The 13,873-nt window shown below is 72.6% G+C and carries 14 protein-coding genes; 11 read left to right on the top strand and 3 right to left on the bottom strand.

Annotated features, from left to right (window positions below):
* Positions 1–5: 5 nt before the first annotated feature.
* The 10 genes from ACIQMJ_RS10995 (at position 6) to ACIQMJ_RS10950 (ending at position 8,430) form a co-directional block, all read left to right on the top strand.
* Positions 6–920 (top strand): SDR family NAD(P)-dependent oxidoreductase, encoded by a 915-nt coding sequence (locus ACIQMJ_RS10995; RefSeq protein WP_499760765.1) that lies wholly within the window; start codon positions 6–8, stop codon positions 918–920.
* A complete protein-coding gene (locus tag ACIQMJ_RS10990; protein WP_499760764.1) occupies positions 907–2,130 on the top strand; it encodes a cytochrome P450 family protein in 1,224 nt (407 codons plus the stop codon). Before ACIQMJ_RS10995 ends, ACIQMJ_RS10990 begins: the two co-directional genes overlap by 14 nt.
* Positions 2,127–2,549 (top strand): nuclear transport factor 2 family protein, encoded by a 423-nt coding sequence (locus ACIQMJ_RS10985; protein ID WP_499760763.1) that lies wholly within the window; start codon positions 2,127–2,129, stop codon positions 2,547–2,549. The genes ACIQMJ_RS10990 and ACIQMJ_RS10985 overlap by 4 nt, the downstream gene beginning before the upstream one ends.
* Positions 2,550–2,552: 3 nt before the next feature.
* On the top strand, positions 2,553–3,548 hold the full coding sequence (locus tag ACIQMJ_RS10980; RefSeq protein WP_499760762.1) for a beta-ketoacyl-ACP synthase III: 996 nt from the start codon (positions 2,553–2,555) through the stop codon (positions 3,546–3,548).
* An 11-nt stretch (positions 3,549–3,559) separates the two neighbouring features.
* A complete protein-coding gene (locus ACIQMJ_RS10975; RefSeq protein ID WP_106615759.1) occupies positions 3,560–3,799 on the top strand; it encodes an acyl carrier protein in 240 nt (79 codons plus the stop codon).
* A gap of 3 nt (positions 3,800–3,802) precedes the next feature.
* Positions 3,803–4,939, top strand: a complete 1,137-nt coding sequence (locus tag ACIQMJ_RS10970) for an acyl-CoA dehydrogenase family protein (protein WP_499760761.1) — start codon at positions 3,803–3,805, stop codon at positions 4,937–4,939.
* A 35-nt stretch (positions 4,940–4,974) separates the two neighbouring features.
* The gene (locus ACIQMJ_RS10965) at positions 4,975–5,751 is read left to right on the top strand and encodes a class I SAM-dependent methyltransferase (protein ID WP_499760760.1); all 777 of its coding nucleotides are present in this window, start codon (positions 4,975–4,977) and stop codon (positions 5,749–5,751) included.
* Between the two features lie 126 nt (positions 5,752–5,877).
* The gene (locus tag ACIQMJ_RS10960) at positions 5,878–6,444 is read left to right on the top strand and encodes a ClpP family protease (protein WP_499761064.1); all 567 of its coding nucleotides are present in this window, start codon (positions 5,878–5,880) and stop codon (positions 6,442–6,444) included.
* A 62-nt stretch (positions 6,445–6,506) separates the two neighbouring features.
* Positions 6,507–7,670 (top strand): MFS transporter, encoded by a 1,164-nt coding sequence (locus ACIQMJ_RS10955; RefSeq protein WP_499760759.1) that lies wholly within the window; start codon positions 6,507–6,509, stop codon positions 7,668–7,670.
* A gap of 379 nt (positions 7,671–8,049) precedes the next feature.
* Positions 8,050–8,430: an ATP-binding protein gene (locus tag ACIQMJ_RS10950; protein WP_499760758.1), complete on the top strand. Its 381-nt coding sequence runs from the start codon at positions 8,050–8,052 to the stop codon at positions 8,428–8,430.
* Here ACIQMJ_RS10950 and ACIQMJ_RS10945 read toward each other — a convergent pair.
* The 3 genes from ACIQMJ_RS10945 to ACIQMJ_RS10935 all read right to left on the bottom strand — a co-directional run bounded on the left by ACIQMJ_RS10945 (position 8,376) and on the right by ACIQMJ_RS10935 (position 12,353).
* Entirely contained in the window at positions 8,376–8,885 is a 510-nt protein-coding gene (locus ACIQMJ_RS10945) for a deaminase domain-containing protein (RefSeq protein ID WP_499760757.1), read from the bottom strand. The genes ACIQMJ_RS10950 and ACIQMJ_RS10945 overlap by 55 nt on opposite strands.
* Positions 8,886–8,970: 85 nt before the next feature.
* Positions 8,971–10,698 (bottom strand): ABC transporter ATP-binding protein, encoded by a 1,728-nt coding sequence (locus ACIQMJ_RS10940; RefSeq protein ID WP_499761063.1) that lies wholly within the window; start codon positions 10,696–10,698, stop codon positions 8,971–8,973.
* Positions 10,695–12,353: an ABC transporter ATP-binding protein gene (locus ACIQMJ_RS10935; protein WP_499760756.1), complete on the bottom strand. Its 1,659-nt coding sequence runs from the start codon at positions 12,351–12,353 to the stop codon at positions 10,695–10,697. The genes ACIQMJ_RS10940 and ACIQMJ_RS10935 overlap by 4 nt, the downstream gene beginning before the upstream one ends.
* Positions 12,354–12,491: 138 nt before the next feature.
* Here ACIQMJ_RS10935 and ACIQMJ_RS10930 point away from each other — a divergent pair, with 138 nt between their 5' ends.
* Positions 12,492–13,844, top strand: coding sequence for a lysine N(6)-hydroxylase/L-ornithine N(5)-oxygenase family protein (locus tag ACIQMJ_RS10930; protein WP_499760755.1), 1,353 nt, complete (start codon positions 12,492–12,494; stop codon positions 13,842–13,844).
* The last annotated feature ends 29 nt before the right edge of the window (positions 13,845–13,873 follow it).

Raw genomic sequence — 13,873 nt, 5'->3', positions numbered from 1 at the left:
ACATGGTGTTCACCGCCAAGGCACTGCCGCCGAGCGGCAAGACCGTGCTGATCACCGGCGCGTCGACCGGCCTGGGCCGGGAGACCGCGCTGCACCTGGCCGAGCGGGGCTTCCGGGTCCTGGGCGCGGTGCGCAAGACCGAGGACGGCGACCGGCTCGCCGCCGACTGCCCGTCGGGGCGGGTCGAGCACGTGGTGCTCGACGTGACCGACGAGGCGTCCATCGCCGCCGCGGCCGAGGAGGTGGCCGCCAAGGTCGGCGGACGCGGCCTGTGGGGCCTGGTCAACAACGCGGGCATCTGCGTCTCCGCGCCGCTGGAGGTCGTGCCCACCGACGTGCTGCGCCGCCAGCTCGAGGTCAACGTGGTCGGCCAGCTCGCGGTCACGCAGGCGTTCCTGCCGCAGCTGCGCACCGCCCGCGGCCGGCTGGTCAACGTGACCTCGGGGCTGGGCACGGTCGCCATCCCGTACCTGGGGCCGTACTCGGCGGCCCAGTTCGCCAAGGAGGGCATGAGCGACGCGCTGCGCCGCGAGCTGGCCCCGATGGGCGTGTCGGTGTCCGTGGTCAGCCCCGGCGCGATCTGGACCCCGATCTGGGGCAAGATCGCCCAGGAGGGCCACGACGCGCTGTCCGCCGCGCCGGCCCGCGTCGCCGACCTCTACCGGGCCACGTTCCTGCGGTTCCTCCAGTTCAACGAGCAGGCCGCCAAGGACAGCAAGACCCGGCCCGCCGAGGTGGCCGCCGCCATCGACTCGGCGCTCACCTCGGCCAAGCCCAAGACCCGCTACCGCATCGGCACGGACGTGCGGCGCGGCAGCTTCCTGGCGCGGGTGCTGCCCGACACCGCCGTGGACTCGATGTTCCGCAAGATCGTCACCCCGCTGCCCGCCGACCAGGAGGCGCACCGTGTCGGGTCCTGAACTCCGCCTCGGCGAGGAGCTGATCTCGCCGCTGCACCCGCTCTACGACGGCCTCCAGGTCGACGGCGCGCCCCGGCCCGCCCACCTCGCGCCCGACCACCCGGTGTGGGTGGTGACCCGGTACGCCGACGCCAAGAAGGTGCTCTCGCACCCCGGCGTGCGGCGTGACGCGAAGCAGGCGGCCGAGCTGTACGCCCGGCGCACGGGGGAGCGGCGGGAGGCCATCGGCGCCTCCCTGACCGCGCACATGCTCAACGCCGACCCGCCCGACCACACCCGGCTGCGGGCCCTGGTCGGCCGCGCGTTCACCAGCCGGCGGGTCGAGCGGCTGCGCCCGCACATCGAGCAGCTGACCGACGAGCTGCTGGACGCGATGGCCGCGCGCGAGCAGGTCGACCTGATGGGCGACTTCGCCGTGCCGCTGACCATCGGCGTGATCTGCGAGCTGCTGGGCGTGCCGACCGCCGAACGCGACCACGTGCGCGGTGCGTGGGAGCGGCAGGCGGAGCTGCTGTCGCCCGAGGCCGCCGAGGCGCTGGCCGAGGAGCAGGCCGACTACCTGCGCGGCCTGCTGGAGGCCAAGCGCCGCGACCCGGCCGACGACGTCTACAGCGCGCTCGTGCAGGCCGCGGACGAGGACGGGCTTTCCGCGGACGAGCTCGTGGCCATGTCCCACCTGTTGTTGATGGCCGGCTTCGAGACGACCATGAACATGATCGGCAACGCGGTCGTCACGCTCCTCCTGCACCCCGAGCAGGCCGCGTCGCTGCGGGAGGACCCGGACCTGCTGCCGAACGCGCTGGAGGAGCTGGTCCGCTACGACAGCGCCGTCCGCGCGTCGATGCTCCGGTTCACCGTCGAGGACGTCGACCTCGGCGACGTGACCATCCCGGCGGGGGAGTACGTGCTGGTCTCCAACCTCACCGCCAACCACGACCCCGAGCGGTTCGCCGACCCGGACCGGCTCGACCTCACCCGCAAGGCAGACGGGCACCTCGGCTACGGCCACGGCGTGCACTACTGCGTCGGCGCGCCGCTGGCCCGGCTGGAGGCCCGCGTCGCGATCGGCAAGCTGCTCACCCGCTTCCCGGACCTGCGCTTGGCCGTGCCGCACGGCGAGCTGGTCTGGCTGCCGATCACGTTCCTGCGCGCCCTGATCAGCGTGCCCGTCATCCCCCAGCCCGTGCTCACCGGAAGGACGTCCGCATGAACGCCCAGGAGATCCTGACCCGCAGCCTGGAGTTGCTGGAGAACGGCGACGCCCGCGGCTGGTGCGACCTGTTCCACCCCGACGGCGTGCTGGAGTTCCCCTACGCGCCGCCCGGCTGGCCCAACCGCTTCGAGGGCCGCGAGGCCATCTGGCAGCACATGCAGAAGTTCCCCGAGCACCTGACCGTGAAGTTCGGCGAGGTGACCTTCTACCCGACCGCCGACGAGAACCTGGCCATCGGCGAGTTCCACGGCGACGGCACCGCCACCGCGTCGGGCCTCAAGCTGGACCAGGACTACATCTCGGTCCTGCACACCGACGGCGAGCACATCACGCTCTACCGGGACTTCTGGAACCCGGTGAAGCACATGGAAGCGCTCGGCGGGGCCGACGCCGCCGCGGCGATCGTGCAGGGCTGAGCCGTGGCACGGGCCGCGGTGCTCGCCGGGCTCGGCACCCACGTGCCGCCCGACGTGCTGACCAACGACATGCTCGCCGAGGTGCTCGACACCTCCGACACCTGGATCCGCACCCGCACCGGCATCCGGCAGCGGCACGTCGCCGACGAGCGGACCACCACCGGGGACCTCGCGGTGGCGGCCGGGGAACGCGCGCTGGCCTCGGCCGGTGTGGAGCGGGTCGACGTGGTCGTGCTCGCCACGACCACCCCCGACCGGCAGTGCCCGGCCACCGCGCCCACGGTGGCCTCACGCCTGGGCCTGACCGGCACGCCCGCGTTCGACGTCCAGGCCGCCTGCACCGGGTTCGTCTACGGCCTGGCCGCGGTCTCGTCCATGATCACGGCCGGGTTGTTCGAGACCGCGCTGTTCATCGGCGCGGACAAGTTCACCGACACCCTGGACCCGGGCGACCGGTCCGGCCGGGCGCTCATCGGCGACGGTGCGGGCGCGGTCGTGCTGCGGGCCGGCGGGAGCGACGAGGACGGCGCGCTGCTCGCGTTCGACCTGGGCAGCGACGGCGAGCACGTCGGCCTGCTCGAGGTGCCCGCGGTGACCCGGGTCGAACGGGCGGAGGGCGCGACGCGCGGCTACTTCCACATGGAGGGCAAGCCGGTCTTCACCAAGGCGGTCACCGCGATGAGCGACTCGGTGCGCCGGGTGCTGGACCAGGTCGGCTGGGCCACCGGTGAGGTGGACCGGCTGGTGCCGCACCAGGCCAACGCCCGCATCCTGGCCGCCGTCGCCGACCAGCTGGACCTGCCCGCCGACCGGCTGGTCAGCAACATCTCCGACGTCGGCAACACCGTCGCCGCGTCGATCCCGCTCGCCCTCGGGCACGGGATGCGCCACCAGGGCTTGAGGTCCGGGCACAACGTCGTGCTCACGGGGTTCGGCGCGGGACTGACCTGGGGGTCGGTCGCGGTGCGCTGGCCCAAGATCAACGACATCGGCAGCTAGGGGGACAAGTCATGCGTTCTGCGGTCGAAGACCGGCTCGTCGTGCTGATCAGCGAGATCAGCGAGGTGCCGGCCGAGGACATCACGCCCGAGACCCCGCTGGAGGACCTGGGGTTCGACTCGCTGGTCCTGGTGGAGCTCGCGATGAAGCTGCGCAAGGAGTTCGGGGTCGTCGCCTCGGACGAGGAGCTGGACGAGGTGGAGACCGTGGGCGGGCTGCTCCGGTTCGCCACCCGGGCCCGGTCCGCGTAGGTCATGGGCCTGCGTCAGGAAGTGCGCGCGTTCGCCCGGACGCACCTGCTCGACGGACCGGCCGACCTCGCGTCGCGCACCGCGGCCTGGCACGCCGCGGGGCTCGCCAACTGGTGGCTGCCCGTCGAGCACGGCGGCCGCGGCCTGTCCCTGGTCGAGGGCGTCGACGTGGTCGACGAGCTGGCCTACGCCGACGCCGGGTTCGCGTTCTCGTCCCTGGTCGGCGTGATCGGCTCGACGCTGGTCGACCTGTACGGCGACGACCGGCTGCGCGCCGAGGTGCTCGGCGCGCTCGGCCGGGAGGGCGGCTTCTTCGCCACCGCCGTCACCGAGCGGGACGCCGGCAGCGAGCTCGACCGGATGGGCACCACGGCGGTGCCCAAGGGCGACACCGTCGTCGTCACCGGCGAGAAGCTGTTCTCCACCAACGCCGACGACGCCCGCTACCTGCTCGTGGTGGCGCGGCACGAGGCCGGCGCGGACGAGCAGCCGCACGTGGCCGTGGTGGTGCCGCGCGACGCGGCCGGGGTCGCGGTGTCGGAGCCGTGGCGCACGATGGGCCTGACCGGCTCACCGGTGCACCGCGTGTCGCTGTCGGACTGCGCCGTCCCGGCGGGCCACGTGCTCGACGGGCACGGCCTGCGGCTGCTGGAGGTCGGGCTGAACGCCAGCCGGGTGCTCATCGCCGCCACCGCCGTCGGCCTGTCCCGGCGCGTCCGCGACCTGTGCCTGGACTTCGCGGGCGGCAGGCGGCTGCGCGACGGCGTGCTCGCCAGGCACCCGCTGTTCGCCGACAAGCTGGCCCAGGTCGAGATCGAGATCGAGACCATGCGCAGCCAGTGCCGCGCCGCGGCGGCCGAGTTCGACGCCGTGCGCGCGGACCCGGACGCGGCGCGGCGGTTCGCCCGGCGCGGCGCGCTCAAGTCCGCGCTGGTCGCCAAGGTGTTCTGCGGCCAGGCCGGGTGGCGGGTGGCGAGCACCGGGTCGGAGGTGTTCGGCGGTCTCGGCTACACCGACGAGCTGCCGATCGGCGCGCTCATGCGCGACCTGCGCCACGTGTCGCTGGTCGAAGGCGGCGAGGACGTGCTGCGCGACGTCGTGTACCGGCGGTTCACGGCGCCTCCGGTCAGGCGCGCGTGACACGTCCGCCCACACCCGAGGAGTCTGCGCTTCAGATGTCGGACCCGTTCGAAGAGCACATCGGCCAACACCAGGCGCTGGCGGTCGAGCACCAGCCGGAGTCCGCGTTCTACGCGCGCTCGTCGGGCTCGGCGACCATCATGACCCTCGCCAACTTCCCCGACGACGTGCTGCCGCTGCTGCAGATGGAGAGCCTGGCCACGGTCGAGGCCATGCCCTACCTCGGCTGCGACACGCTGGTCGAGCTGGGCTGCTACGACGGCCGGGCCCTGGAGGTGGCGCGCCACCTCGGCGTGCGCTACCTGGGCGTCGACCTCGACGCCCAGGCGGTCGCCACGCTCACCGCGCGGATCGACCGCGAGGGCATGGCCGAGCGGGCGCGGACGCTGGTCGACGACCTGTTCAACCACCACCGGTGGGACCGGGACGTGGTGGGCGAGCGGCCGCTGTACATGCTGCCGTTCAACCTGCTCGGCAACTTCCGCCACCCGCTGCGGCTGCTGCGGTCCCTGGCCGGCGCGTCCGGCGCGGCGGTCATCTCGGTGTTCGGCGAGAGCTTGGAGGCCACCAGGGTCCGGCACGCCTACTACACGCGCTGCGGCGTGCGCGAGCTGGCGTTCGAGCTGACCGGTGACGGCGGAGTGCTGTTCACCGGCTCGGACGGCTTCTACTCCCGGTCGTTCAGCGAGGCCCGGTTCCGGGCGCTGCTGCGCGAGTGCGGGCTGACCGTCGTGCGCGTGCGGGGCAATTCGCTGGGGTACGCGGCGACCGTGCTGCTCGGCGACGCGCCGTCGGAGGCGCGTCGGCGGTAGGTTCGCCACTAGCGAACTGCGGAGCGCCGAGTTGATTGGGTTGCGACGATCAGGCTACGTTCCGTAGTCGATCGGCACATTCACGGTATGGAACATGGGGGAACGGTGGACCTCGCGGCAGCGATCATGGCCCGCTCGAACACGCAAGCTCCGATCACGCACGACCCGTTGTACGAGCAGCTGCTGCGGTCTCGGATCGTGCTGCTCGGCTCGGAGGTCAACGACGAGGTCGCGAACCGGCTGACCATGCAGTTGCTGGTGCTCGCGGCCGAGGACGAAGAAGCCGACATCCAGATGTACATCAACTCGCCGGGCGGTTCGGTCACGGCGGGCATGGCCATCTACGACACGATGAACCACATCAAGCCCGACGTCTCCACGATCGGCCTGGGCTTCGTGGCCTCGATGGGGCAGTTCCTGCTCTCGTCGGGCACGCGCGGCAAGCGCTTCGTGCTGCCCAGCACCCGGGTGCTGATGCACCAGCCGTCCGCGGGCATCGGCGGCACGGCGACCGACATCGAGATCCAGGCGACGATCTTCACGCAGATGAAGAAGCGGATGGCCCGGATCACCGCGGAGCAGACCGGTCAGACGGTGGAGACCATCGAGCGCGACGCCGATCGCGACAAGTGGTTCACCGCCGAGGAGGCCCTGGAGTACGGCTTCATCGACCGGATCATCACCAACATCTGACCCACCGCCGGCCCGTCGCCGGCGTCGCTCGACCGTCCAATCCTCTTCGGGAGTCCGAACCGATGCCGCTAGCCGTCTACGTCCTCGGCCTGGGCATCTTCGCCCTGACCACCAGTGAGTACATGGTGTCGGGGCTGATGCCCGCGCTGTCCGCCGAGTTCGACGTGTCGTTCGCGGCCGTCGGCTACCTCGTGACCGTCTACGCGGGCGCGATGGCGGTCGGCGGACCGCTGCTGACCGTGGCGCTGTTGAAGATGTCGCGCAAGACCGCGCTGCTCGGCCTCGTCGCGGTCTTCGTGGTGGGCCAGGTGCTCGGCGCGGTCGCGCAGGGCTACGGGACAATGGTGGTGGCCCGCCTGGTCACCGCGGTCGCCGCGGCGGCGTTCTTCGGCGTGGCGCTGACGGCGTGCGCCGAGCTGGTCGGCGGCGAGAAGTTCGCGCGGGCGTCGTCGCTGGTGCTGGGCGGGCTGATGTTCGGCACCGTGCTCGGCCTGCCGGCGGCGACGTTCGTCGGCGAGCGGTTCGGCTGGCGGGTCAGCTTCCTGTCGGTGGCGGTGGTCGCGCTGGCGGTCGGCCTGCTGCTGGTCAAGGCGCTGCCCGCGATGCCCGCCCCGCCGGCGATGCCGATGGCGGGCCAGCTCGCGATCTTCCGCAGCGGCAAGCTGTGGGCCATCTACGCGACGAGCCTGCTGCTGATCGGCGCCACGTTCGCGGGCTTCACCTACTTCGTGCCGATCCTGACCGAGCTGAGCGGGTTCTCGGCGGGGATCGTGCCGGTGCTGCTCGTGGTCTACGGCGTGGCGACGATCGTGGGCAACAACGTGGTGGGCCGGCTGGCCGACCGGTTCACCATCCAGGTGCTCGTGGTCGGCCTGGTCGTGGCCGTGGCGGCGATGGTGCTGTTCGCGCTGTTCGCCCAGTCGGCCGTGGTCGCGGTCGTCGCGCTGGTGGTGATCGGCCTGACCGGCGTGTCGATGAACCCGGCCCTGGTGACCCGCGGCGCGCGGGTGGGGCAGAACAACATGCTGGTCAACTCCGTGCACACGGCCTGCATCATGCTCGGCGTGATGGTCGGGTCGTGGATCGGCGGTCTCGGCATCGACTGGGGCATGGGGCTGCGCGGCCCGCTGTGGATCGGCGCGGCCCTCGGCGTGCTGGGCCTGCTGACCCTGGTGCCGGACGCGCTGGCCCTGCGCCGGCCCGTGCCGGTGGCCGAACAGACCTGAGCCCGTTCCGCCCGGAAACGCCGGTGGCCCTCGCGGCCACCGGCGTTTTCGGCATCCGGGGCGTTCCCGGGCTTAGCGGCGGACCGTCGCGGGTATCTCCCTGGTGATCGTCGGGGGACGAAACGACGTTGGGAGCCGAAATGCCCTGGGTTCAGCGACACCGTCGCCGAGTGCCGTACAGCTGGTTCCGCACCACCTCGGTGCAGAGCCACTACCGCAGGTCGCCCGCGACCATCCCGACCCTGATCGCGGTCGTTCTCGGGATCATCCTGCTGATCGTCCTGTTCTGAGCCCGGTGTTCATGCCCTGTTGATGTCGGCCGGTGTTCACCGACCCCTCCGGACAGGGAGGGCGTCGGTGAGGCTGTTCGGTCGACGTCGTGCTGGAGCGGTGGCAGGGCTCGGTCCGGGACGGCGTGCCGATCCGGTTGTCGCCCAAGAGGTTCTCCGTGCTGAGGGTGCTGCCGGCCGCGGACGGGGCCGTGCGCGTCGAGAACACCGGTCCGCCGCTGTCCGCCGACGAGGTGGCCGAGCTCACCGAGCCGTTCCGGCGGGGTGGGCGCGACCGGACCGCGGCCGGCGCGGGTGCCGGGTTCGGACTGACCATTGTGGACACGATCATGGCCGTGCACGGCGGTTCCCTGCGGTTGCGGGCGCGTGACGGTGGCGGAATCGTTGTCATGGCGGCTTCTCGTTGGAGTCGCGTTCACAGCGTCTTGGTCCACCAGCCGCGACCGGTGTGCACGGCGCCCTCCGCGTAGCCGTAGACGCCCTTGCCCGTGCCCGCGGGCTTCGTCGGCCGGTTCACGTCACCGGTGGCGTAGTCGACCTTGACGACGACGTTCGGGTACTCGCGGTGGAACTGGGACAGCACGCCGCGGCAGGAGTGGCAGGGGCCCTGGTCGTCGACCACGTCGACCCGGCCGACCGCCCGGCGGGCGGCGGCGGTGTAGGTCTGCGTGTCGTTGCGGCAGTGCGCGAACACCTGGTTCGCCAGCCAGTCGAACAGCTGGGTGTCGGGGTCCCACATGTGCAGGTAGACCGGCTTGCCCCGCTCGTCCTTGCGGTCCTCCTCGCGGTAGTAGTACTGGGGGCAGTCGAGCCGGTCGAGGTTGGTGCACGTCTTCGTGCCCGCGATGACGTGGCCGTCGGGCAGCGTCAGGTGGTACGTGATGGTCACGGTGTTCGTCGCGTCGGCTTTGACGGAACTGGTCACGGCGGGGCTCCAGTGGTGGCGGTGGGGGACCAACACCAGGTAGAGGCCCGCGTCCGGCCGCTGGATACACGGCGTTCGGGGGACATCAGGCGCGGGTGCCCGACCAGGCCGCCCACAGCTCGGCGTACCGGCCGCCCGCGGCCAGCAGTTCCTCGTGCGTCCCGTTCTCCACTACCCGGCCCGCTTCCAGCACGACCACGCGGTCGGCCGTCACGGCCTGGGTGAGCCGGTGCGCCACCAGCAACCCGGTCCGGCCGTCCAGCGCCCGCGCCGCCGCCGCCTCCAGCTCCCGCGCGCCGGCGCTGCCCGCGTCCGCGGTCGCCTCGTCCAGGATCGCCACCGGCGGGTCGGCCAGCACCAGCCGGGCCAGCGCCAACTGCTGGGCCTGCGCCACGGTCAACCGGTGCCCGCCCTCGCCGACCACGGTCTCCAGGCCGGACGGCAACGCCTCGGCCCACCCCAGCGCGCCCACCCGGTCCAGCGCCGCCGTGAGCTCCGCGTCGGTGGCGTCCGGGCGGGCCAGCCGCAGGTCGTCGGCCAGCGGACCCGCGAAGACGTGCACCTCCTGGGTGATCAGCGCGACCGACCGGACCGCCGCGCCCAGCTCCACCCCGCCGAGGCTGATGCAGCCGCTGGTCGGCTCGTGCACGCCCGCGATCAGCTTCGCCAACGTCGTCTTGCCCGCGCCGGACGCGCCGACCAGCGCCACCCGCTCACCGGCGGCCAGTTCGAGGTCCACGTCCCGCAGCACCGGGTGGCCGTCCACGTAGGAGTAGGAGACGCCGGCGAGCTTGATCGTCGTGTCGTCGGGCCGCACCCGCCCTTCGAGCACGGGCATCGGCTCGTCGGCCACCCCGACCAGCCGGGACAGCGAGGCGGTGGCGGCCTGGGCGTCGTCGGCCAGCGCGAGGGCGGCGTTGACCGGGTTGAACAGGCTGTGGAAGTACAGGGCGGCGGCGGTCGCCGTGCCCACCGACGCGGTGCCCGCGCCGACCAGCCAGAACCCGGTCACCAGCACGCCGGCCAGCCCGATGAACTCGGCCGCGTTCAGGCGTCCGTAGAACCGGGTGAGCAGCCGGATGCCGCGCAGCGCCAGGTCCACCGCCTCCCGCGAGCGGGACCGGACGCGGTCGACGTGCGACTCGGCCAGCCCGAACGCCCGCACGGTCGCCGCGCCGCCGATCGAGTCCAGCAGTTGTTGCTGCTGCACGCCCACGGCCACGCGCTGTGCCGCGTACAGCTCCACGGCACGGCCGCCGTACCAGCGCACGGTGTGCACGTGGATCGGCAGCGCCAGCAGCACCGGGATCAGGAACCGCCAGTCCAGCACCGCGATCCCGACCACGGTCAACCCGATGGTCAACGCCGAGCGCGCCATCACCGGCAGCGCGTTGCGCACCGCGTCCGCGATCACCTGCACGTCCCGCGTGACGCGGGAGGTGAGGTCGCCCGCGCCCGCTTCCTCGACCCGTTCCAGGGGCAGGTGCAGCGCCCGTTCCACGAACTTCTCGCGCAGGTCGGCGAGCATCCCCTCGCCGAGCCGCGCCACCAGCGCCGTGCCGAACGCGGTCGACACGCCCTGCGCGACGGCGACCAGCACCAACACGACCACGAGCCACGTGATGGCGGACGACCCCGCGCCCACCAGGTCCACGATCCGGCCGAGCACGGGCGCGGTGAGCAACCCGACCGCCGTGCCGGCCAGCAGCACGAGCGACGCGCCCCAGGCCAACGCCCGCCGCGGTCGCACGAGCTCCCCGACCGCCGCCCACGTCCGCGTGCCGGACGCGGTCGCCAACAACTCGCGCATCAGCTCAACACCGCCAGTCGGTAGTCGTCATCGGCGACCAGCTCCGCGTGCGTCCCCTCCGCGACCACCGCGCCACCGGCCAGGAACACCACCCGGTCCGCCGCGGCCAGCAGGGCGGGGCTCGTGGCGACCACGACGGTGGTCAGCCCGGCCCGAACCCGCTTGATCCCGGCCGCCAGCGCCACCTCCGTCACCGCGTCCACCGCGGTCGTCGGGTCGTGCACCACGAGCACCGGGGGAGCGGCGGCCAGCGCCCGGGCCAGCGCGACCCGTTGCCGCTGCCCGCCCGACAGCGACCGGCCGCGCGCGGAGACCACCGTGTCCAGCCCGTCCGGCAGCGCCCGCGCCACGTCGTCCACCCGCGCCGCGTCCATCGCCTCGTCCACCCGGGGGCCGCCGGCCGCGACGTTCTCCCGCACCGACCCCTCGAACAGGTCCGCGTCGTGCGCCGCCACCACCACCGCCGACCGCAGCGCCGTACCCTCCACAGTGGACAGCGGCACGCCGTCCAGCGTCACCGCGCCGCCCGACGGGTCCACCTCCCGCGCCAGCACGGCCAGCAACGACACCGCGTCCGCCGGATCGCGCGCCACCACGCCGAGCAGCTCGCCGGGCGCCGCCGTCAACGACACGCCCCGCAACGACCCGGACACCACGCCGTCCAGCTGCACCCGCCCGGCCACCTCGGGCAACGCCGCCGAACCCGGCGGCACGGCCGGGGGAGCGGCCAGCACCTCGGCCACCCGCGCGGCCGACGCCCGGCCCTGCGCGAGCAGCCCGTTGACCCAGGAGAAGATCGACAGCGGCCACAGCAGGAACTGCGCCAACCCCACCGCGGCCACCAGCTCGCCGACCGTGATCGCGCCCGATGCGGCCAGGTGCCCGCCGACCAGCGCCACCACCGCCAGGAACACCCCGGTCATGGCCAGCATCGAGCCGTCCAGCCAGGCCCGCGACCGGGCGGCCCGGATCGCGGCGGCCCTGGACGACCGGCTGGTCACGCGGTACCGGCGCGCCGCCGTCACCTCCGCGCCGATGCCCTTCAGCGCCCGCAGCCCGGCGACCAGGTCGGCCGCCACCCCGGACGCCAGCGCCGCCCGGTCCTGCTCGGCGTCGCTGCGCCGTTCGAGTGGTTTGCCGAGCACGTGCGCCAGGCCGAGCAGCACCGGCGCGGCGACCAGGACCAGCAGTCCGAGCACCCACGACACGCGCAGCAGCGCCACCGCGCCCACCAGCAGGCCGACCACGGCGGAGAACGCGATCGGCAGCGCCAGGTTCACCTGGCCGACCCGCTGGGCGTCGCTGGTGGCGATGCTCGCCAGCTCCCCGGACAGCCTGCCGTGCGCCGCGCCGCCGTCGGTCGACAGCACTCGCGCGGTGAGCCGGGACCGCACCTCGTGCGCGGCCTGGTGCGATGCCTTCTCACCGCTGCGCAAGGAGAAGCGGAAGCTCAACGACAGCGTCACGAACACCGCGGCCAGCACGCCGATCCAGAGCACCAGCCGCCCGCCGGCTCCGGTGCGCACCGCCTCGTCGATCACCACGCCGACGAGCAGCGGCACGGCCGCCTCGCCCGCCTGGTGCGCCGCGCCGAGCGCCGAAGCGGTGGTCACCGACCTCCACTGCCCGACGACGGCGTCCTTCAGGACGGTCTTCACCCCGGTGTCCGCCTTCCACTTTGTGTCAGGTGAGGCTAGCCTAATCAGAAGAGAGGCATGGATCACTCCCGCGGAGGATCAACTTAGGTTAGGGTAACCAAAGTTCGATCACCCTGTAGTCGCACCGATGGGACAGCCATGCCACAGCCACCTGTCTTCGACGTCCTCGGCGTCGGCTTCGGGCCGTCCAACCTGGCCCTCGCGATCGCCGTCACCGAGTACAACGCCACCGCGCGTGCCGAAGACGTGGTGACCGCCCACTTCCTGGAACGGCAGCCCCGGTTCGGCTGGCACCGCGGGATGCTGATCGAGGACGCCACCATGCAGGTGTCGTTCCTCAAGGACCTGGTGACCCTGCGCAACCCGAACAGCACCTTCACGTTCCTGAGCTACCTGCACGGCAAGGGCCGGTTGGTCGACTTCATCAACCACAAGAACCTGTTCCCGCTGCGGGTCGAGTTCCACGACTACTTCGAGTGGGCCGCCGGGCGCGTGGACGACCTGGTGTCCTACGGCCACGACGTGGTGGACGTGCGGCCCGTGGTGAAGGACGGCGTGGTCACGCACTTCGACGTCGTGTCGACCACGGCGGCGGGCGAGGTGGAGGTGCGCCGCGCCCGGAACCTGGTGCTGGCCACCGGGCTGCGCCCGGCGCTGCCCGAGGGCGTGCGCGCCTCCGAGCGCGTGTGGCACAACCGGGACTTCCTGCACCGCGTCGAGTCCCTGACCGACCCGCGCCGCCTGGTCGTGGTCGGCGCCGGGCAGAGCGGCGCGGAGGTCACCGCGTTCCTGCACGAGCGGTTCCCGTCGGCCGAGGTGTGCGCGGTGTTCGCGCGCTACGGCTACAGCCCCGCCGACGACAGCCCGTTCGCGAACCGGATCTTCGACCCGGCGGCCGTGGACGACTACTTCGCCGCGCCCGAGCCGGTCAAGCGCAAGCTCATGGACTACCACGGCAACACCAACTACGCGGTGGTCGACCAGGACCTGATCGCCGAGCTGTACCGGCGGGTGTACCGGGAGAAGGTGGTGGGGCGGCAGCGGTTGCGGCTGCTCAACCTCTCCCGCGTGGCCGAGCTGGACGACCGCGCGGACGGCGTGGCGGTCACCGTGGAGTCGTTGGCCACCGGCGCGCGCGAGGTGCTCGACGCCGACGCGATCGTCTACGCCACCGGCTACCGCGAGGCCGACCCGACCGCGCTGCTGGGCGAGCTGGCCGGGCGCTGCGCCCGGGACGCGCAGGGCAGGCTCAGCGTCGGCCGCGACTACCGCCTGGACACCGACGACGACCTGCTCGCCGGCCTGTACCTCCAGGGCGGCACCGAGCACACGCACGGCATCTCGTCGTCGTTGCTGTCCAACACCTCCGTGCGGGTGGGGGAGATCCTCCGGTCCGTGCTCGACCGCCGCACCCCGACGGTGCCCCGGACGGTCCCCGTGGCGGTGCCCTCGCAGCCCGAATACGCGATCAGCGTCTCACGGGTGAGCTGAACCGCCTCTCCGTTTGTTAGGTTACGCAA

The organism is Actinosynnema sp. NPDC091369 (assembly GCF_044757065.1).
In the GTDB taxonomy this organism is placed as follows: Bacteria; Actinomycetota; Actinomycetes; order Mycobacteriales; family Pseudonocardiaceae; genus Actinosynnema.
This window is presented reverse-complemented; position numbering and strand designations above follow the sequence as displayed.

What these genes read in the sequence shown, in the direction of transcription:
- ACIQMJ_RS10985 (WP_499760763.1), top strand. Translation starts at nt 2,127, where the DNA reads ATGAACGCCCAGGAGATCCTGACCCGCAGCCTGGAGTTGCTGGAGAAC.
- ACIQMJ_RS10965 (WP_499760760.1), top strand. Translation starts at nt 4,975, where the DNA reads ATGTCGGACCCGTTCGAAGAGCACATCGGCCAACACCAGGCGCTGGCG.
- ACIQMJ_RS10960 (WP_499761064.1), top strand. Translation starts at nt 5,878, where the DNA reads ATGGCCCGCTCGAACACGCAAGCTCCGATCACGCACGACCCGTTGTAC.
- ACIQMJ_RS10930 (WP_499760755.1), top strand. Translation starts at nt 12,492, where the DNA reads ATGCCACAGCCACCTGTCTTCGACGTCCTCGGCGTCGGCTTCGGGCCG.
- ACIQMJ_RS10975 (WP_106615759.1), top strand. Translation starts at nt 3,560, where the DNA reads ATGCGTTCTGCGGTCGAAGACCGGCTCGTCGTGCTGATCAGCGAGATC.
- ACIQMJ_RS10955 (WP_499760759.1), top strand. Translation starts at nt 6,507, where the DNA reads ATGCCGCTAGCCGTCTACGTCCTCGGCCTGGGCATCTTCGCCCTGACC.
- ACIQMJ_RS10970 (WP_499760761.1), top strand. Translation starts at nt 3,803, where the DNA reads ATGGGCCTGCGTCAGGAAGTGCGCGCGTTCGCCCGGACGCACCTGCTC.